Here is a 19,765-nt window from a genome sequence, read left to right as displayed (position 1 = left end):
TCTTGCTAAATGTTTAGTTAAATAATATACGAGGAAAATAAAAAATGTTCAGTCATATTATGGTCGGTGCAAACGACATGAACGCATCAAAGAAATTTTACGATGCGATTTTAGGCGCACTGGGTTACGAGCCCGGTGTTATGGATGATAAGGGACGTTGCTTTTATTTTACCGAGAGTGGCATTTTCGCAATAACGTCGCCGATTGATGGCAATCCTGCTAGCCACGGTAACGGCAACACGGTAGGTTTCGCGGCAAAAGATCCAGCGCAGGCAGATGCATGGCATGCAGCGGGTGTGGCAAATGGCGGCACTAGTTGTGAAGATGCGCCGGGTGTTCGCGAAAGTGGCTTAGGTAAGCTGTATCTTGCTTATTTGCGCGACCCATCGGGTAATAAACTCTGTGCTTTACACCGCGTAGCTTAAGTACGTTCTAGAAAAAAAGGGCGAGGCCTTAGGGTCTCGCCTTTTTTGGTTTTGGCTTAGCGGGATTTGACCTTATATTCTTAACCACACAATAAAAAGCAGGATCAGTCGCGATGAAAATTACCTTATTTGGTGCGACCGGTGCCCTAGGCAGTCAATGTTTACGGCAAGCTGTTGATGCTGGTCACGAGATAACGGTGCTAGTTCGTTCGGCGGCGAAATTACCGGCGGAACTGAAAGAGCGCATATCCATTGTCGAGGGTGATGCCCTGTGCGCAGATGACGTGTGGCGTGCTATCTGTGCTGATACCGCGGCAGTATTATTTGCCATCGGCGTCGACAAGCAATCACAGCCAAACCTTTGTACCGAGGTGAGTCGCCATATTTTAGACGCGCTGCGCGGCGAGTCCGCGGGCCGTTTTATCTGGTGCGGGGGCGGTAGTACCTTTGTAGAAGAAGACCAAATTACCTTTGGTGCACGTTTTGTGAGAAAGTTTGCCGAGGTATTTATGAGCCTGCGGCACAACGACAAAGAACACCAGTACCAACTATTAAAACAATATACAGATGTGAAGTGGTTCGGCGTGCGGCCGTTGCAAATGCGAGCGGGCGAGCTGCGTGGTCAATATCGCATTGGCTTTGAGCGTTTTAATGGGTTTTCAAAAATCAGTTTTGCCGATTGTGCTCACGCCATGCTGGGGATGCTAGACGATGATACTTGGCTCCATAAAGCGCCGATTATTCAGTACTGAGCTAAATCTAGAAATTGCTGCGCCGCCCGGTGAAATGTTAAGCCCTCTCCCAATATGCATAGCCATCAATCAATACTTGAGCATATGGTTTTTACTACCTTGGCCCATAAGTAAAATGCGCTATTGGAGTAATCGCGACCATGCCGTTATAATGCGCGCCAGAATATGATGCGGGCTGCGATGCCTTGTAAGCAGAGAGGACGTTAACGGTGAATAGTGCAATGTTGAAGAAATTGGTCGCTGCCTTTGGTTTGGTGATGGTGTGTGTATCCGCTTGGGCGTTGACGGACAAGCAAATGGCTGAAGTAGAAAGCCGCATTCAGCCTGCCGGTAAAGTGTGTTTACAAGGCGATAGTACCTGCGGTGCAGCGGTTGCCTCTGCGGGTGGCGCGGCTAAGTCAGGCGAAGAAGTCTACAAAAGTAGCTGTCAGGGCTGTCATGCCACCGGTGCGGGCAACGCGCCTAAGCTAGGTGACGCGGCAGACTGGGCCACGCGCGCCGAGCAGGGTTCAGATACGTTGTATAAGCATGCTATCGAAGGCTTCAGCAATATCGGTATGATGCCAGCCAAAGGCTTGTGTATGAGTTGCTCTGACGAAGAAGTCATGGCTGCGGTAGATTACATACTGGAAAACAGTAAGTAATCGCCATCTAGCTCAGAAGCCGCGCACTGCGCGGCTTTTTTTTGCTCAGAATAAATCTGCTATAACAGCGGCTGCGTAAGATTGGTGTCGATGTGGTGCCGATATAAGGTAAAAATACGCTAAATGTCCTGAATCTGCGCTACTCTGTTAATAATAATGTAGATGCATGGATATGACTGTGATGACTCGATGGGTGATTTTTGTGTTTGTGGCGCTTCTGGCGGCCTGCGGTGGCTCCTCAAGTTCATCTAATTCCACACCGACAAACAGCGACAATTCAGCCGGTACGGATAATCCCCCCCAAGAGAATGGCGGCGGCACTTCTAGCCCAGAAACCCCAGTGAGCTTTGGTGTTCCGACGGGCAGCCAGATTCGCCCTGGCATGGAGATTAGTGCAGATGGCAGCGGTTGTACCGGTAATTTCTTGTTTTCCCCTAACGCGCAGACGGTGTATATCGGTGTGGCGGCGCATTGCTTCAGTATCGATACCAACGAGGGTGTTGATCCCTGCGAAACCAGCAATTTACCCATCGGGTTTAACCAGATTGTGATTGAAAATGCGACTCAGCCTGGCGAGCTGGTGTATTCCAGTTGGCGTGCCATGCAGGAACAGGGCGAAACACCGGGCTCTGATGCCTGTGTTTACAACGACTTTGCCTTGGTCAAAGTACATTCCGACGATCTAGCGAATATTCATCCCGCCTCTTTTGCCTTTGGCGGGCCGGTGTCATTATTTACGGGCTTAGCCTCAGTTGGCGATAATGTCTTTGCCTATGGCCGTTCGCCCTTTCACTTTGGCTTGCGCAGTTTAGAGGCGAAAAGTGGCACGATCACGGCGGTCTTGGGTGGTGGTTGGGCGTATGAAATACGCACCGACAAGGCCAGCATTCCTGGCGATAGCGGCGGCCCTATTTTTGGTCCTACTGGGCAGGCACTGGCTGTGACCAGTGTGTTGTCGGTGGGTTTGGGCGGGCCTACGTTGCTAAATGTCAGCAACGGTGTTGCCAATGTTGATCGCGCTTTGAAATATGCGATTGATGGTGGCTTTATCAACGCCAGCACAAAACTGCTGGTGTGGCCGGATTTTTATCCCTCGGCTAATTTTTAGCCGAGGATATCCCGCAAGCTGGCAAGGGTTTCTCCGCCGCGTTTCTGATTTTGGGCGGGGTCGTTGTCGCCGCGACCCTCCCATTCCAAATCTTCCTGGGGCAATTCCGCTAAGAAACGGCTGGGTTCGCAGCTGGTAAACTCACCAAAGCTTTTTCGTTTGGCGCAGTAGCTCATGGTGAGGGTGCGCTGGGCGCGGGTGATGCCAACGTAGCAAAGGCGACGTTCTTCTTCGATCATGCCGTCATCGATACTGTTTTGATGGGGCAAAATACCTTCTTCCAAGCCGATCATAAAGACGTGGGGAAACTCTAAACCCTTGGCCGCATGCAGGGTCATTAGCTGCACTTGGTCGTCGCTTTCTTTTTCATCTTCCTGGCGTTCCATTAAATCGCGGAGCACTAAGCGGCTGATCGCACCTTCAATGGCATTCTCGCTATCGTCGTCTTTTATCGATTTTTCTAAGGAGCTGATTAGGATGTGAACGTTGGCCATGCGCCGCTCCGCGATGGCGATGGACGAGGCGTTTTGAATGAGCCAGTCTAAATAATCAATATCGCTTACTAGCTGCTTCACACTGGCAACGGGGTCGCCTTCATAACATTGGCGACGCAGGGTGTTTAGCCAGCTGGTAAATTCGCGCAGGCGCGAGACCGCCGCTTCTGGCAGGTGTTGGCTAAGCCCCATTTCATCGCAGGCATCGTACATGCTCACTTCGCGCTCGGTCGCGTAGCGCCCCAAGCTTTCTAAGGTAGAGGTGCCGATTTTTCTGCGGGGTATATTTACTATCCGCAAAAACGCGTTGTCGTCGCCGGGATTAATAATTAGGCGCAAATACGCCATGATATCTTTGATTTCATTACGGGCGAAAAACGAGGTGCCACCGCTGAGCTTATAGGGTATTTGGTGAACCTGTAGCTTCAGTTCTAATAGGCGAGACTGATGATTGCCGCGATACAGCACAGCGTAATTGCCGAAGCGGCCCTGGGTGCGCAGCTTGTGATCGAGAATCTCGGTAACTACCCGCTCGCATTCGGCGTCGTCGTTGCGGCAGCGAATAATACGGATATGTTCGCCGTGTCCCAGCTCCGACCACAGCGCCTTATTGTGCTCGTGGGGGTTGTTGGCAATAACGGTATTGGCCGCTTTAAGAATGCGCGCCGTGGAGCGGTAATTTTGCTCCAGTTTCACCACTTTTAAGTGCGGGTAATCTTTGCCGAGCAACGACAGGTTTTCTGGCTTGGCTCCGCGCCAGGCGTAAATCGATTGGTCATCGTCACCCACCACGGTCAAACCACCGCGATCGCCCACCAGTTGTTTTACTAAATGGTATTGCGCGCCGTTGGTGTCTTGGTACTCGTCCACCAGCATGTAACGAATTTTTTGCTGCCATTTTTCGAGGATGGCGGGCTGCTGCTCAAACAGCAGCGCGGGCAGCATAATCAAGTCGTCAAAGTCCAAGGCGTTATAGGCTTTTAGGGCATTTTGATAACGTAAATAAGCCTGCGAACACAGTATATCCGCCGGCCCTTCGGCGCTGGCAATGGCCTGCTGAGGAGTAATAAATTCATTCTTCCATTGCGAAATGCGATGCTGGATGCGGTCTGCATTGTCACTCTCCGCACCGTGATCTTGCATCAGTAAATCGCGGATTAAGGTCTGCGCGTCCTGGCCGTCAAAAATTGAAAACCCTGATTTATACTGCAGTGCTTTGTACTCGCTGCGCAGTATCGTCAGACCTAAATTATGAAAGGTCGATACCGTTAAGCCCCGCGCTTCCTTGCCCTTCACCAGCTGAGAGACCCGCTCTTTCATTTCACGGGCGGCTTTATTGGTAAAGGTGACTGCGGCAATGTGACGGGCCGGCATGCCGCATTTTTCAATCAAATAGGCCATCTTGCGGGTGATAACACTGGTTTTTCCACTGCCCGCACCGGCCAACACCAATATCGGGCCGTCGATATAAAGCACCGCTTCGCGCTGTCTGTCGTTGAGTTTGCTCACGCGGTTGCTGTGTCCAGGGCCGAGGGGTGAAAAGGCTGGGCATTGTAGCAGGGGCGAAGCAGGGGAAGAACCGCTGCCTCGGATATTAATTAGGCGCTTCGCTCGGGTGCTTCAAAATTATCCACCATCTTCATTACATACAACTTTCGGGAATCAGTACGGCCGCGAGATACCGGTTTATGTGGCCTTTTATCGGACTAGATAATTGACTGCGCTAGTACTAACGTTGGCCGGGAGAGAGTGGAAGCGTTGGGCGTGCTGCTAGCGCTCCGGTTGGCAGCTGGAAATGACTTGGTTTCTTCCCTGCTCTTTGGCTCGATAGAGGTTGAGGTCGGCGGCGTGGATACTGGCATCTAGCTTTTCACTTTGCACACTGGAAATACCAATACTGACGGAAAATCCAAATTGGTAGTTATCATCTTCTATGCGGCTGTCTGCCACTTTGCGCCTAAATTCGTCAAAGCGTTTATAAGTATCATCGCTGCCGGTGGTGCTCAGAATACAGAATTCTTCACCACCAAAACGAGCAACGAGGTCATCTGGAAACTCACCACGTAGTAGATCCGCCATGTGTTTTAATGCGGTATCACCCGCCTCGTGGCCATAGCGGTCGTTAATTTTTTTAAAGTGGTCAATATCAATCATGGCTAACGATAGCGGTGTTTCTTGAAACTGGGCTTTTTGGTGCAATAGTTTGCCGTGGCTAAAGAAATAGCGACGATTGTGAAGTTTGGTTAGGTAGTCGCGGTTGGCGGCGTCACGAATATCTTGAATGTGATCGAGGTAATCGAGATTTTGGTTAACGCGGCACAGCAATTCCTCATAGCTAAACGGTTTGCCAATAAAGTCATTGGCGCCACTCTTAAGGAGTTGGGCGGACAGTCGCGCCTCGCCAGAGCTGGATAGGCCAATTATAGCGAGCTGGTCTTTGGGGTGGCGTGTTCTAAGTTGTTGAATAAGTTCGAAGCCATCCATTTCTGGCATATTGTAGTCTGTGATAACGAGTTTAATCTCGGGATGCACAGCCATTTTTAGCAAGGCATCTTTTCCGTTTTCGGCGGTGATAACCTGTAGGCGTTGGATCTCCAAATGTCGCTTCAGCATTAATAATGCAGACTTTGAATCGTCGACGATAAGGACTTTGGTTGAGTAATTGCGATGCACACGCTGCGCTAGATGGCAGGCGTATTCATAGGCGCTCATGTTTTTCTTGAGCACGTAATCGACTACGCCCAGTTCAATCATATTTTTGCGTAATTCGTCGCCGAAATAACCGGTGAGAACAATCACCGGAATATCGTATGACTGCACAACAGGGACTATTTCGCCGTTCGGCGCATCGGGAAGATTCAGGTCAACCAGTGCGACAGTGAATTGCTGGGGGTGATCCTTAAGCAAGGACTTGGCTTCGGCGCCATTGCGGGCAACGTAAGCCGTGAAGCCAAGAATATCTTCGAGGATCGCTTTCGCCATACTAGCTAGCGCCGCGTTGTCTTCTACCACTAGGACGCTTGGCATTGCTTTTAGTGCCTTGTTATCTGTTTATAGCAAGGAGTCTACAATTCGCAACTGGTGAGGGGGATCAGTAATGTTGCCTATGCGGGTGAGTTAAAGCGGGCCTATTGGTCACCGCGATAAATCATGGCTTCCTGCAAGTGAGCAAGGCTTATGTTTTGGTCGCCGCTGAGGTCGGCAATGGTTCGCGCAATTTTAATAAGGCGGTGGTGGGCGCGGGCGCTGAGGCCTAATTTTTGCTCAGCGCGCAGCATGAATTGCTTGCTGGGCTGATCGAGGGGGCAAAAATTGGCGACCTCGTCCGCGCTGAGTCTGGCATTTATATTCGGGCTGCGCAGATGTTGGCGAGCTCGCGCCTTGCATACGCGCTCTCGCACTGCCGCGCTACTTTCTGCTTTGCTATCGGATTGCAACACGCCGGGTGGCAGCCTAGGTACGTTGATACGTAAATCAATTCGGTCTAAAAGCGGCCCCGACAATTTGCTGCGGTAGCGCTGAATTTGGTCGGGGGTACAGCGACAATCTTTGTTCTCGTCGCCGTCGTAACCACAGGGGCAGGGGTTCATGGCCGCGACCAATTGGAACTTAGCGGGGAATTTTAATTGCTGGGCGGCGCGGGAAATAATCACTTCGCCGGATTCCATGGGTTCGCGCAGCACTTCTAATACCTTGCGCGGGTATTCCGGTAGCTCGTCTAGAAATAAAACCCCGTTGTGAGCGAGGGAGATCTCTCCGGGTCGAGGATAGCTGCCACCGCCGACAAGTGCCGCCGCCGACGCCGTGTGGTGTGGGGCGCGAAATGGGCGATGCAGATGCAGTGGTTTGCCAGCCACCGATTGCACGGTGGCGATATCTAGACGCTCGGATTCTGTTAAGGGTGGCAAAATGCCGGGGAGACGATTTGCTAGCAAGGTTTTCCCCGTTCCCGGCGGGCCACTTAACAGCAAGCTGTGGCCACCGGCCGCCGCGATTTCCAGTGCGCGTTTGGCGCCGGTCTGTCCTTTTACGTCAGCGAGGTCGGGGTAGTGATCGCTGTCGATGGGGTCTGCACTGGCGCCTGCAAATGGCAGCACTTGCTGGCCGTGCAGATGGGCTGCCACCGCGAGTAAGGACTCCGCTTCGCGCAGGCCGGTGTCGTCGACAATGGAGGCAAGTCCGCTATTGGCCGCAGGCAAAATCAATATATGACCTGCGGCGTTAGCGTGGATGGCGGCCGGCAACGCGGCATCGACGGCGCGGAGTTCACCGCTCAGACCCAATTCGCCAATCAATTCTAAATCTTTTAATGGCGCCGCCGGCACTTGTCCCGACGCGAGTAAAATGCCGATTGCAATGGGGAGGTCAAAGCGGCCGCCTTCTTTGGGTAAGTCAGCTGGCGCCAAATTGACGGTGATGCGGCTAACGGGAAAGTCAAAGCGCGAATTGATGAGCGCGGAGCGAACTCGGTCGCGACTCTCGCGAACGGTGGCTTCGGGTAGGCCAACAATATTGAAGGTGGGAAGTCCGCCGGACAAATGGACTTCAACGGTAACTAGCGGAGCGTTGATACCGAGTTTGGCGCGGCTGTATACAGTGGCGAGAGGCATGTCTTCATCCTTGAAGGCTGCGGATTGGTGGCTACACTAATCCCTAGTGTAGCGATTGTAGTACCTTTTTTATCGACGCTTAGCTATTGCTTGTGTTTTGGTTTTCTAGCTGAGCTGTTAGTTCGGCAAGCTGCTTTTCCAGCGCCTCCAGCTTGCTGCGAGTGCGATTAAGCACCGCGACTTGGGCGTCAAATTCGTCGCGCGACACCATGTTTAAGCGACTAAATCCGCCCTGCAGCAAGACCTGTACTTTTTCTTCTATGTCCTGCTGAATTTCAGGACCATTATTGATTAAGCGGCCAGCTTGTTGAGCGAGCTGAGAAATAAAATCGGGTTTGGCCATGTGTAGTCACCTCATTAATGCGACAAGTGTATCGTTTATTGGCGCTGGGTGGGAGATGTATGGGCTCGCTTGACGTTGGAAGTCAGACGTCTGAGGCTAAATCGTCAGTCGCATTGCTTTCAATTGGTGCGACATCCGCAAATTCCAGAACCGATATGGCGCAGCGCCCATTTACCGTGCACAGCGATGGCCCAGATATTGCTTTTGCTTCTGCCTAAACTCGGTGTACGTGCTGCGTAATGCCCTTGAATGTTTCATAACGATAAGGATTGGCCGTTGACGGCTCTCGCCCCCACACAAGAGATACCGCCGCCTAGCGGCGCAGAATTGATACCGACCAAGTCCTGGCAGGCATCGATCGAGTTGCTGTTTCGTCCCAATAAAAATCGCACAGATTTGGTGCGGTCTTTACATAAGGGGCCGCTGCGGGTGCAGCGACCATTTTATCCGGAAGACGATTGCTGTCATGTCTATCTTTTGCATCCCCCCGGCGGCATGGTGCCGGGCGATGCTCTGCGTGTGAGTTTAGAGCTAGATACTCGTGCGCAGGCACTGTTGACCACCCCCTCTGCGGGCAAGGTTTATCGCAGCGACACCGCGAAGACAGTTCAGTCGCAGGGCGTGTCAGCCAGTGTGGCAAGCGGTGCCTGTCTTGAATGGTTGCCTCAGGAAACCATTGTTTTTGAAGGGGCAGAAGCCGAGTTAAGCAATCAGTTTCACCTGCACGGTGATGCCCGTTTATGTGCCTGGGATATTGTCGTGCTGGGTCGTCGTGCCAGTGGCGAGGGCTTTGGACGCGGACGTTGCTTACAGAAAATTGCTATCAGTCGCGATGGTGTGCCTGTCCTGAGCGAGCGCACCGAATGGCTGGGTGGCAGCAGAATGCTAGACGCTCCCTGGGGGATGGGTGGGATGTCGGTGTGCGGCACCCTATTTGCTACGGTGCAATGTGATCAAGATGTGATGGATACCTTGCGAGACGGTTTAGCAGAGCTTGTTGCTAGCAAAGGCTGGTTGGCGGCGGAGTGGGGCTTATCTCAAAAGCGCGATATTTTCCTGGCGCGTTATTTAGGGGATTCACCAGAGCAGTGTCGCAAAGGCTTTATTTGGTTGTGGTCGCAACTGCGGCCCTTATTAAACGGACGGAAGGCGTGTCCGCCGCGAATTTGGAATACCTAAGCGCTATTTAGCGATTACAAGATTGATAAAGACGGGAAGTTAAGCGATGGAACTGAGTCCTAGAGACAAAGATAAATTATTGATTTTTACGGCGGCGCTGCTGGCGGAACGCCGCAAAGCCAAGGGCCTAAAATTAAATTATCCCGAGGCGATTGCGCTGATTTCCGCCGAAGTGATGGAGGGTGCCCGTGAGGGCCGCACCGTGGCTGAGATGATGAGCGCAGGCCGCGAAGTACTGGGGCGCGACGATGTGATGGACGGTGTTGCTGAAATGATTCACGAGGTACAGGTTGAAGCCACCTTCCCCGATGGCACCAAACTCGTGACCGTGCACAATCCGATTGTTTGACGAATTTGGCAGCGCTTAGCTGCAGCAAGGGAGGCTTTATGATTCCAGGTGAAATGCAAATAGTGCAGGGTGATATCGTGCTGAACGCGGGACGCGAAACCTGCACGATCGACGTCGCAAACAGCGGTGATCGACCGATTCAGGTTGGCTCCCACTACCATTTTTTTGAGACTAATTTGGCGCTGAAATTTGACCGCGAGGCGAGCCGAGGTTTTCGTTTAAACATTGCGGCGGGAACAGCGGTGCGCTTTGAGCCGGGCCAGAGTCGCGAGGTTGAGTTAGTGGCCTTGGCCGGTAAGCGCGAAGTGTATGGTTTTCGTGGCGACGTGATGGGCGCTTTAGATACCGCGGCAACAGGGGCAAAATCATGACGACGATTGATCGCCGCGCCTATGCGGATATGTACGGCCCCACGGTAGGTGACAAGGTTCGTCTTGCCGATACCGAACTGTGGCTTGAGGTAGAAAAAGACTTCACCACCTACGGTGAGGAAGTAAAGTTTGGCGGCGGTAAAGTTATTCGTGACGGTATGGGGCAAAGCCAGCTAGGACGCGAATTCACCCCAGACACGGTTATTACCAATGCGCTGATTTTAGATCACTGGGGTGTCGTTAAAGCTGACGTCGCGATTAAAGCTGGCCGTATTGTTGCTATCGGCAAGGCGGGGAATCCCGACATTCAGCCAGATATCGACATTATTATTGGCCCCTGTACCGAGGTTATTGCCGGCGAAGGTCAAATCTTAACGGCGGGCGCGATCGACGCCCATATTCATTTTATTTGCCCCCAACAAATTGAAGAAGCGCTGATGAGCGGCGTGACCACCATGTTGGGCGGCGGCACCGGCCCGGCAACCGGCACCAATGCCACCACCTGCACACCAGGTGCCTGGCATATCGGCAAAATGTTGCAGGCCGCAGAAAGCTTTCCGATGAATTTGGGCTTTCTTGGCAAAGGCAATGCGAGTTTGCCGGGTGCCTTGGAAGAGCAATTACAAGCCGGCGCCATGGGTTTAAAACTGCATGAAGATTGGGGCACCACCCCCGCGTCGATAGACTGCTGTTTGAGCGTGGCAGAAAAATACGATGTGCAGGTGGCGATTCACACCGACACCTTGAACGAGTCGGGTTTTGTCGAAGACACCTTAGACGCATTTAAAGGGCGGACGATTCACACCTACCACACCGAAGGTGCCGGCGGTGGTCACGCACCGGATATTATTAAAGCCTGTGGTTCCGCCAATGTACTGCCCTCCTCTACTAATCCAACACGGCCTTACACTGTGAACACGGTCGACGAGCATTTGGATATGCTCATGGTCTGTCATCATCTCGATCCAAATATTCCGGAAGACGTCGCGTTTGCCGACTCGCGGATTCGCAAAGAGACCATTGCGGCAGAAGATATTCTTCATGATCTCGGCGCGTTCTCGATGATCTCGTCAGACTCCCAAGCCATGGGGCGGGTCGGCGAGGTGGTGTGCAGAACGTGGCAGACCGCCCACAAAATGAAAGTACAGCGCGGTCCGCTCGCCGAAGACAGCAATGGCAGCGATAACTTTCGAGCCCGCCGCTATATTTCGAAATACACCATCAACCCCGCTATAGCCCACGGCATTTCCCATGAGGTGGGCTCGATAGAAGTGGGTAAGCTGGCGGATTTGGTACTGTGGAAGCCGGCGTTTTTCGGCATTAAACCGTCGATGATTATTAAAGGTGGTGCCATCGCCGCAGCGCCGATGGGCGATCCTAATGCGTCTATTCCCACGCCGCAGCCGGTGCATTACCGCATGATGTTTGGCGCCTTCGGTAAAGCTTGTGTGCAGACCTCGGTGAGCTTTGTGAGTCAGGCGGCCATCGATGCGGATATCGCAAGCGAGCTGGGCTTGGAGCGACCTTTAGTCGCGGTAAAAAATTGCCGCAAGGTAAGCAAGGCCGACATGGTGCTAAATAATTATCAGCCGGTGATGGAAGTGGATCCCGACACCTATGAAGTGCGTGCAGACGGTCAGTTGTTGATTTGTGAACCCGCTAGTGAGCTGCCGTTAGCGCAATTGTACTGCCTGTTTTAATGGGGCTGTGTGAATAAGGATTTAACCATGTTGGAATGCTACAAGCTCGGTGTTGGTACTAGCGATATTCGCCTGGTATTAAATTATCAGGAGCGGCAGCGCAGCCGTTACCGAGCAAAAACACTGTGCGGTTTAGATGTCGCATGGTTTGTTGAGCGGGGCAAAGTGCTCGCCGATGGCGAAATTCTTGTCGCAAACAGCGGTGAGAACGTGTTGGTGGTTGCGGCGGAAGAAACCGTGTCAGAGGTCCGTAGTGACGATGCTTTACTGTTAGCCAAGGCAGCGTATCACTTGGGCAATCGCCATGTGCCATTGCAAATTGAAGTCGGCGAATTGCGCTATCAGCACGATCACGTATTGGACGATATGCTGCGAGGCTTGGGCCTTACGGTGTTAGTCACCGATAAAACCTTTCACCCTGAAAATGGGGCATATCACAGTAGCGGTGGCCACGGTCATTCGCACGACCATTCTCCCGAAGCCAAGCATGCCCACTCCCACGAGCACGCCCATGGCTAAGCCACTATTGCACCTTATGCAGTTGGTTAGTCCGGCATTGCCAGTGGGCGCCTACGCGTATTCGCAAGGTCTGGAGTATGCGGTAGAGCGCGCTTGGGTTCGCGATATGAATGGCGCAGTCGATTGGATTGGCGAAGTCATGAGTCACAGTGTGGGCGGTTTAGATCTGCCGGTCATGTTGCGGCTTTTAGCCGCGTGGCGGCGAGGCGATGTGCTAGCAGTGCAGCATTGGAACGACACATTGCAGGCGGCAAGGGAGTCCCGTGAATTGCTGTTAGAAGATGTGCAAATGGGCGAGGCGCTATTGCGTCTATTGGTTTCCCTGGAACTGCCCGCAGCCTTGCAATGGCCCAAGGGTGAAACCATCAGTTTTGCTACAGGCTTTGCGATGGCGGCGCAGTATTTCGATATAAATGATGATGATGCCTTGTATGGATTTGCGTGGAGCTGGCTGGAAAATCAGACGGCAGCGGCAATTAAATTAGTCCCGCTTGGGCAAACCGACGGTCAGCGATTACTTATGGCCTTGATGCCGTGTTTAGAAAAAACGGTTGCCGATGCCTTTAAGTGTAATGACGACGATATTGGCGCCGGCCTGCCAGGATTGGCCATGGCCTCGATGCAGCATGAGACCCAGTATTCAAGATTGTTTCGCTCTTAGCAGAGCGCGAGAATTTAGCAAAATTTTTGATCTTTAGAGTTGGAGTAAGAAATATGAAAAAGCCTGCTTTGCGGCTTGGGATTGGCGGTCCGGTTGGCTCGGGAAAAACCGCCTTAGTTAAAACCTTGTGTGCAGAATTGCGAGAGCGCTTTGATATCGCGGTCATTACCAATGATATTTATACCCGTGAAGACGCGGAGTTTTTATTGCGCCACGAGGTGCTTTCGCAAGATCGCATTCTTGGGGTAGAAACCGGCGGCTGTCCACACACAGCAATTCGCGAAGACGCCTCTATGAATCTATCTGCGGTGGCAGAATTAAACAATCGTTTTCCCGACCTTGAACTGGTTATGATCGAAAGTGGTGGAGACAATCTGGCGGCCACCTTCAGCCCCGAATTATCTGATTTAACCATCTACGTTATCGACGTCTCCGCAGGCGATAAAATTCCGCGCAAGGGTGGCCCCGGTATTACCCGTTCAGATTTATTGGTCATTAATAAAACCGATTTGGCACCTTTGGTTGGCGCCGACCTAGGTGTGATGGACAGAGACGCCAAAAAAATGCGCGGTGACAAACCATTTATTTTTAGTAACTTAAAGGACGGTAGTGGCGTTGCAGACATTGTCAGCTTTATCGTTGAACAAGGTATGTTGGGACGCTAAGTGACATGAATATGAACAATGCGCTGGCAGGGAGTAATACTGAATGATGGAAGTAATACCTTTATTAAGTATTTTACTACTCGGTTTTTCTGCTGGTGTGATACACGCGTTTGACGCGGATCACATCGCCGCGGTGAGTGGTATTAGCGGTCAGAATGGTGGCCGTTATAGTTTTCGTTTTGCCCTGCACTGGGGGTTTGGACATGGGCTAGCAGTGATTGCGGTCGCGAGCTTGGTACTACTTGCCGGTGCGGCAATTCCAATCCAGTTTAGTGCAATTGCAGAAGCCGCTGTTGCGTGGATGTTGATTGTGATTGGTGCGATGACGTTTGTGCATTTGTGGAGACAACATCAACACCAGGCGGACTCTCAGCCGCGTAGCTACAATGCCGTTTTGGTTGGTTTGGTCCATGGTAGTGCAGGTTCGGCACCCTTGTTGGCGGTCATTCCAGCCGCGGGTATGGCAAGCCCAACTTTAGGAATGCTGCATATATTGGTGTTTAATGCGGGCTTAATTTTAGCGATGGCGGGCGTTGGTGCGGCGCTACGTAGCGGCTTGTCGGCGGCTGGGCGTTATCACCACGCTTTGCAATTTTCTCTTCAGTCAGCTCTCGGCGTTTTTGCGACCAGCTTTGGTGTCTTTTTGCTGCTATCGCATTAAGTTTATTTTGGTGCGGGCGCACAAATAGTGTGCGCCCGACTGCACTTCTTCAGAAAGATCACTCGGCCTTGTGCTCCCTCGGTGTTCAGTTCTTATTCTTAGCGCGCATTGACTGCTTAGTCTTAATACCTTTCCACACGGTGTTTTTACATCGGTTTCTTATATCCATTCAGTGGTTGGCACTAATTCTGCAGATAGTGGTGGGAGTTTTGCCAGGGTTCATTAATCGCATAGCGCAGATTAATGATATATACAAAAAAAGAGTATGGAGCTAAGCATGAAGAGTCCTAAATCTATAAAGGCTTTCGCTAAACACAGCAGTATTGTGTTGGCCGCCGCGACGCTGTCGTTAAGCGCCTCGATTGCACAAGCCGCAGACACAATTAAAGTCGGCGTACTACATTCCCTTTCCGGGACGATGGCCATCAGTGAGACAACACTAAAAGACACCGTGTTGATGCTGATTGAAGATCAAAACAAAAAAGGCGGTATTTTAGGTAAGAAATTAGAAGCAGTTGTTGTAGACCCCGCATCTAACTGGCCCTTGTTCGCAGAGAAAGCTAAAGAGTTGCTAGACAAAGACAAGGTCGATGTCATCTTTGGTTGCTGGACGTCGGTTTCGCGTAAATCGGTATTGCCCGTTATTGAAGAATTAAACGGTTTGATGTTTTACCCAGTTCAGTATGAAGGTGAAGAATCCTCTAAAAACGTTTTCTATACAGGTGCTGCACCTAACCAACAAGCTATCCCCGCCGTTGATTATTTAATGAGCGAAGCCGGCGGCTCAGTTAAGCGCTGGGTACTGGCGGGCACCGACTATGTTTATCCCCGCACTACCAACAAAATTCTTGAGTCTTACCTGAAAAGCAAGGGTGTTGCTGAAAAAGACATCATGATCAATTACACGCCATTCGGTCATTCTGATTGGCAGACGATTGTGTCTGATATTAAGAAGTTTGGGTCACAAGGTAAGAAAACCGCCGTGGTTTCAACCATTAATGGTGATGCCAACGTACCTTTCTACAAAGAGCTAGCTAACCAAGGTATGTCTGCTGAAGATATTCCCGTTGTGGCATTCTCTGTTGGTGAAGAAGAGCTCAGTGGTTTCGATACTGGCCCGCTAGTTGGTCACCTCGCGGCGTGGAATTACTTCATGAGCGCAGATGCCGAAGTTAATGATGAGTTCATCGACAAGTGGATTGCGTATATCGGTGACGACAAGCGCGTGACGAATGACCCAATGGAAGCGACTTACATCGGCTTTAATATGTGGGTAAAAGCGGTAGAGAAAGCGAAAACGACAGATGTAGATAAAGTATCTTCTGCATTGATCGGTATTAGCGTTCCTAACTTAACTGGTGGCGTTGCAACGATGCTGCCAAATCACCACCTGACTAAGCCAGTGTTGATTGGCGAGATTCAGGAAAATGGCCAGTTTGATATTGTTTGGCAAACTGAAGGTGCCGTACCTGGTGATGCATGGACTGACTTCCTGCCTGAAAGTGCCAAGCTGATTGCGGATTGGCAAGATCCAAAAATCATGTGCGGTAACTACAACACTGAAACTAAAAAGTGTTCAGGCCAAAACTACTAGTCCAGTAAAAAGCGCTTCTACTGAGGCGCTTTTATCAACGTTGCCCCGCCGCTGAAAGGCGTCGGGGCCTTGATCGTCAATGGATGTTTCCATGAAACTCAGCCACGTTTTTCGTGTATTTGTCGTACTCGCACTTTTTGTTGTTCAGGTAGTGCAGGCGGAACAAATTACACCAGTACAGAGTGAAGTCGCAGCGGATAACGCGCTGTTACTCAATGAATTGATATCGGCTCGCTCGACGTCAGATAAAAAAAATCTCATTAATCTTATCGCCAATTCCAACTTTCCTCAGCGTGCAAAAGTACTAAGTGCATTGCAGGATGGCGACTTGTATTACACCAAAGCCGACGAGCAGCTGGTATATGCCTTCAGCCACCCGGATGGTTATCAGATTACATCTGTTATCGATGGCGAAAAATTGGGTGTTATTGGCAGCAGAAAAGTCAGGAAAATTAGTATTAATAATGAACTGCGCACGGTATTGCGTGGCGTGTTAGCCGAGTTGTCATTGCGCAGCGACGATGTTGCGGTGCGCTTGAGTGCGGCCAAGGATTTGATACGAAGCCCATCGCCAGAATTTCTACATGCGATTGAACGTGCAAAAGCGGTGGAGATTAACAAAAAAGTGTTAGCGTCTCTTAATATCGCGACCGCGATGATTAACCTGAATTCTGAAGAACAAGTATTGCGCTTAGACGCAATTGAATCCTTCCGAGGCACCCTGGATAGCGATGCGATGTCGATTCTCGCCGCAATGCAACTGAAAGACAGCGAAGGAAATTATTTAGAACAAGATGACTTGGTTAGAGAGTCAGCCGCGGCGGTGCTAAGTGAAATGCGCGGTGAGGCAGAGATGTACAAATTAGTAGAAAATGTTTTTTTCGGATTAAGTTTAGGATCGGTATTACTCCTTACCGCGGTGGGGTTGGCCATCACCTTTGGGGTCATGGGCGTGATCAATATGGCTCATGGCGAAATGATGATGCTGGGTGCGTATACGACATACGTCATTCAGTTGCTGATGCCAAATTACATTGATTACTCCATTGTGGTAGCCATACCCGCCGCATTTTTGGTGTCGGGCCTGGTCGGTATAATCATTGAGCGCGGGGTGATTCGACACCTCTACGGTCGACCGTTGGAAACCTTATTAGCCACCTTTGGTGTGAGCTTAATTTTACAACAAGCGGTGCGAAGTATTTTTTCGCCGCTGAATAAATCAGTAAGCGCGCCGAGTTGGCTTAGCGGTTCTTGGGAAATCAACGGTGCATTGTCGTTAACGTATAACCGCTTATACATCATTATTTTCAGTCTTGTTGTGTTGTTAATGCTGGTGTTTTTGTTGAAGAAAACCTTTGTGGGTCTGCAAATGCGAGCGGTGACGCAAAACCGTGCTATGGCAAATTCTATGGGGATTCGCACTGGCTGGGTAGACGCGCTGACCTTTGGCTTGGGTTCCGGTGTTGCAGGTATCGCCGGTGTTGCCTTGAGCCAGTTGACCAACGTTGGTCCCAATCTTGGTCAGTCCTACATTATCGATTCTTTTATGGTAGTGGTGTTCGGCGGCGTAGGTAATTTATTCGGCACCTTCTTCGCGGCGATGAGCTTGGGTGTGGCCAATAAGTTTTTGGAACCTTTTGCAGGTGCGGTGCTGGCAAAAATATTTGTGCTGGTTTTCATCATTCTGTTTATTCAGTGGCGGCCGCGGGGACTGTTTGCCCTGAAAGGTCGTTCGGTAGAGGATTAATCGGCAATGATAAATTCAAAAATATTCGAGCGCAGCGCCATCGGCAGATTGCTCTTGGCCGATAAAGCGGGACGCTACTTGATTGCGGCTTTATTGGCGATAACTGTACTTGTTCCCCTATGTAATTTACTAATGCCAGCTGGCAGCTTTTTACATATTCCCACCTATGTTGTGGTCTTGCTTGGCAAGTATCTTTGCTATGCCTTGCTCGCCTTAGCGCTGGATTTAGTTTGGGGTTATTGCGGCATTCTCAGTTTGGGTCACGGCGCCTTCTTTGCCTTGGGTGGCTATGCCATGGGCATGCACTTGATGCGTCAGATTGGCGAGCGTGGTGTCTACGGCAACGCAGAACTGCCAGATTTTATGGTATTTCTAAATTGGACGGAATTGCCGTGGTATTGGTACGGCTTTGATAACTTTTTCTTTGCCATGTTTATGGTTGCCTTGGTGCCTGCCGCGCTCGCGTTTGTGTTTGGCTGGCTGGCATTTAGGTCGCGCGTTACCGGCGTGTATTTGTCGATTATTACCCAGGCCATGACGTACGCCTTGCTACTGGCATTTTTCCGCAATGACATGGGTTTTGGTGGCAATAACGGCTTGACCGATTTTAAAGATATTTTGGGCTTTAGTTTGCAGTCTGATGTGACTCGTTGTGTGTTGTTTGCTTTGTCGGCATTGAGCGTGGCGGGGGCGTATGTTTTGTGCCGGGCTATTGTGACAAGCAAATATGGTCGCGTGCTGGTCGCCATTCGCGACGCGGAAAGTCGCACCCGTTTTATGGGTTACCGAGTTGAGCACTACAAGCTATTTGTGTTTGTGGTATCGGCGATTCTTGCGGGTATCGCTGGGGCCTTATACGTGCCGCAGGTGGGCATTATTAACCCCGGAGAGTTTGGCCCGATCAACTCTATCGAGATTGTGATTTGGGTTGCTATCGGTGGGCGGGGCACCTTGTTTGGTGCGGTAATTGGCGCGGTTGCCGTTAATTATGCCAAGACCTATTTCACCGGTGCCTTTCCTGAAGTGTGGTTGTTTATGCTCGGGGCACTGTTTGTTATTAGCACTTTATATTTACCGAAAGGCATTGTCGGCGTCGTGACGCAAATACGCGAACGCCGAGCCGAAAACAACGCAACGTCGACACCGGAGCAGGGGGCAAAGTCATGAGTGCAGTGGTAAAAAGTCCCGGCTTTCACAGCGCAGAGATGCAGAGCATGTTGTATCTCAATGGTGTGACTAAAAGTTTTGATGGTTTTAAAGCGATCAATAATTTATCGCTGGATATCGCGCCCGGCGAGCTGCGCGCCATTATCGGCCCCAATGGCGCGGGCAAAAGCACCATGATGGATATTATCACCGGCAAAACCCGACCAGATTCTGGGCAGGTTAGATTCCGCGACAGCATCGACCTCACGCAATACGACGAGGCGGATATCGCTAACCTTGGTATTGGACGTAAGTTTCAGAAGCCTACGGTGGTAGAGACTCTGAGCGTGTGGCAAAACGTCGAGTTGGCACTGGCGGGCACACGCAGTGTTTTACATGCCTTGTTTCATAAGCTCAGCAGCGATCAGACCGATAAAATAAATGATGTGATTAAGCTGGTGGGACTTAAGGAAAAGGCCGGCGATATTGCCGGCAGTTTGTCCCATGGTCAAAAGCAGTGGTTGGAGATTGGCATGTTGATTGTGCAAGGGCCGGAGTTGTTGTTGGTCGATGAACCGGCGGCAGGGATGACCGACCACGAAACCATGGAAACAGCCGCGCTGCTAAAAGAGATAAACAAAGACCATACCGTGGTGGTGGTGGAGCACGACATGGATTTTATTAAAGCGCTAGATAGCAAGGTCACCGTATTGCACGAGGGCAGCGTTCTGGCTGAGGGTCGCCTTGAGGTGGTGTCTGCTAATCCTCGTGTTATCGAAGTGTATTTGGGGCGCTGA

At 51.0% G+C, this 19,765-nt stretch carries 21 protein-coding genes; 17 read left to right on the top strand and 4 right to left on the bottom strand.

The window, feature by feature from the left end:
- Positions 1 to 44: 44 nt before the first annotated feature.
- The 4 genes from AAC007_RS14770 (at position 45) to AAC007_RS14755 (ending at position 2,929) form a co-directional block, all read left to right on the top strand.
- Complete coding sequence (locus AAC007_RS14770; protein ID WP_295877885.1) at positions 45 to 425, top strand: VOC family protein; 381 nt, start codon at positions 45 to 47, stop codon at positions 423 to 425.
- A 113-nt stretch (positions 426 to 538) separates the two neighbouring features.
- Entirely contained in the window at positions 539 to 1,177 is a 639-nt protein-coding gene (locus AAC007_RS14765) for an NAD(P)H-binding protein (RefSeq protein ID WP_296434067.1), read from the top strand.
- Between the two features lie 221 nt (positions 1,178 to 1,398).
- Positions 1,399 to 1,821: a c-type cytochrome gene (locus AAC007_RS14760; protein ID WP_339677795.1), complete on the top strand. Its 423-nt coding sequence runs from the start codon at positions 1,399 to 1,401 to the stop codon at positions 1,819 to 1,821.
- Positions 1,822 to 2,002: 181 nt separating this feature from the next.
- Positions 2,003 to 2,929: a trypsin-like peptidase domain-containing protein gene (locus tag AAC007_RS14755; RefSeq protein WP_339677813.1), complete on the top strand. Its 927-nt coding sequence runs from the start codon at positions 2,003 to 2,005 to the stop codon at positions 2,927 to 2,929.
- Here AAC007_RS14755 and rep read toward each other — a convergent pair.
- The 4 genes from rep to AAC007_RS14735 form a co-directional block, all read right to left on the bottom strand.
- Entirely contained in the window at positions 2,926 to 4,932 is a 2,007-nt protein-coding gene (rep, locus tag AAC007_RS14750; RefSeq protein WP_339677794.1) for a DNA helicase Rep, read from the bottom strand. The genes AAC007_RS14755 and rep overlap by 4 nt on opposite strands.
- 261 nt (positions 4,933 to 5,193) lie before the next feature.
- Positions 5,194 to 6,450 carry a diguanylate cyclase gene (locus AAC007_RS14745; RefSeq protein ID WP_339677793.1) on the bottom strand — a complete coding sequence of 419 codons (1,257 nt, stop codon included), beginning with the start codon at positions 6,448 to 6,450 and terminating at the stop codon, positions 5,194 to 5,196.
- A gap of 101 nt (positions 6,451 to 6,551) precedes the next feature.
- The gene (locus AAC007_RS14740; protein WP_339677791.1) at positions 6,552 to 8,033 is read right to left on the bottom strand and encodes a YifB family Mg chelatase-like AAA ATPase; all 1,482 of its coding nucleotides are present in this window, start codon (positions 8,031 to 8,033) and stop codon (positions 6,552 to 6,554) included.
- A 79-nt stretch (positions 8,034 to 8,112) separates the two neighbouring features.
- Positions 8,113 to 8,376 (bottom strand): accessory factor UbiK family protein, encoded by a 264-nt coding sequence (locus AAC007_RS14735; protein ID WP_295877891.1) that lies wholly within the window; start codon positions 8,374 to 8,376, stop codon positions 8,113 to 8,115.
- A gap of 59 nt (positions 8,377 to 8,435) precedes the next feature.
- Here AAC007_RS14735 and AAC007_RS14730 point away from each other — a divergent pair, with 59 nt between their 5' ends.
- From AAC007_RS14730 to urtD, 13 genes are all read left to right on the top strand, one after another.
- Complete coding sequence (locus AAC007_RS14730; RefSeq protein WP_339677788.1) at positions 8,436 to 8,594, top strand: hypothetical protein; 159 nt, start codon at positions 8,436 to 8,438, stop codon at positions 8,592 to 8,594.
- A gap of 31 nt (positions 8,595 to 8,625) precedes the next feature.
- Positions 8,626 to 9,555, top strand: a complete 930-nt coding sequence (locus tag AAC007_RS14725; protein ID WP_339677786.1) for an urease accessory protein UreD — start codon at positions 8,626 to 8,628, stop codon at positions 9,553 to 9,555.
- 46 nt (positions 9,556 to 9,601) lie between these two features.
- On the top strand, positions 9,602 to 9,904 hold the full coding sequence (ureA, locus tag AAC007_RS14720) for an urease subunit gamma (RefSeq protein ID WP_219043178.1): 303 nt from the start codon (positions 9,602 to 9,604) through the stop codon (positions 9,902 to 9,904).
- Positions 9,905 to 9,942: 38 nt separating this feature from the next.
- The gene (locus AAC007_RS14715) at positions 9,943 to 10,275 is read left to right on the top strand and encodes an urease subunit beta (protein ID WP_296434060.1); all 333 of its coding nucleotides are present in this window, start codon (positions 9,943 to 9,945) and stop codon (positions 10,273 to 10,275) included.
- A complete protein-coding gene (gene ureC / locus AAC007_RS14710) occupies positions 10,272 to 11,975 on the top strand; it encodes an urease subunit alpha (protein ID WP_339677782.1) in 1,704 nt (567 codons plus the stop codon). Before AAC007_RS14715 ends, ureC begins: the two co-directional genes overlap by 4 nt.
- A 27-nt stretch (positions 11,976 to 12,002) precedes the next feature.
- The gene (ureE, locus tag AAC007_RS14705; protein WP_295877895.1) at positions 12,003 to 12,494 is read left to right on the top strand and encodes an urease accessory protein UreE; all 492 of its coding nucleotides are present in this window, start codon (positions 12,003 to 12,005) and stop codon (positions 12,492 to 12,494) included.
- Positions 12,487 to 13,155, top strand: coding sequence for an urease accessory protein UreF (locus AAC007_RS14700; protein ID WP_295877896.1), 669 nt, complete (start codon positions 12,487 to 12,489; stop codon positions 13,153 to 13,155). The genes ureE and AAC007_RS14700 overlap by 8 nt, the downstream gene beginning before the upstream one ends.
- A gap of 53 nt (positions 13,156 to 13,208) precedes the next feature.
- Entirely contained in the window at positions 13,209 to 13,820 is a 612-nt protein-coding gene (ureG, locus tag AAC007_RS14695; RefSeq protein WP_295877897.1) for an urease accessory protein UreG, read from the top strand.
- Between the two features lie 43 nt (positions 13,821 to 13,863).
- Positions 13,864 to 14,481 carry an urease accessory protein UreH gene (locus AAC007_RS14690; RefSeq protein ID WP_295877898.1) on the top strand — a complete coding sequence of 206 codons (618 nt, stop codon included), beginning with the start codon at positions 13,864 to 13,866 and terminating at the stop codon, positions 14,479 to 14,481.
- 277 nt (positions 14,482 to 14,758) lie between these two features.
- On the top strand, positions 14,759 to 16,075 hold the full coding sequence (gene urtA, locus AAC007_RS14685) for an urea ABC transporter substrate-binding protein (protein ID WP_296434055.1): 1,317 nt from the start codon (positions 14,759 to 14,761) through the stop codon (positions 16,073 to 16,075).
- A 91-nt stretch (positions 16,076 to 16,166) separates the two neighbouring features.
- The gene (gene urtB / locus AAC007_RS14680) at positions 16,167 to 17,822 is read left to right on the top strand and encodes an urea ABC transporter permease subunit UrtB (protein ID WP_339677778.1); all 1,656 of its coding nucleotides are present in this window, start codon (positions 16,167 to 16,169) and stop codon (positions 17,820 to 17,822) included.
- Between the two features lie 6 nt (positions 17,823 to 17,828).
- Positions 17,829 to 18,989 (top strand): urea ABC transporter permease subunit UrtC, encoded by a 1,161-nt coding sequence (gene urtC, locus AAC007_RS14675; RefSeq protein ID WP_295877901.1) that lies wholly within the window; start codon positions 17,829 to 17,831, stop codon positions 18,987 to 18,989.
- A complete protein-coding gene (gene urtD, locus AAC007_RS14670; RefSeq protein ID WP_295877902.1) occupies positions 18,986 to 19,765 on the top strand; it encodes an urea ABC transporter ATP-binding protein UrtD in 780 nt (259 codons plus the stop codon). Before urtC ends, urtD begins: the two co-directional genes overlap by 4 nt.

The sequence above is a fragment of the uncultured Zhongshania sp. genome (assembly GCF_963975605.1).
Taxonomy (GTDB): domain Bacteria; phylum Pseudomonadota; class Gammaproteobacteria; order Pseudomonadales; family Spongiibacteraceae; genus Spongiibacter; species Spongiibacter aquimaris.
This window is presented reverse-complemented; position numbering and strand designations above follow the sequence as displayed.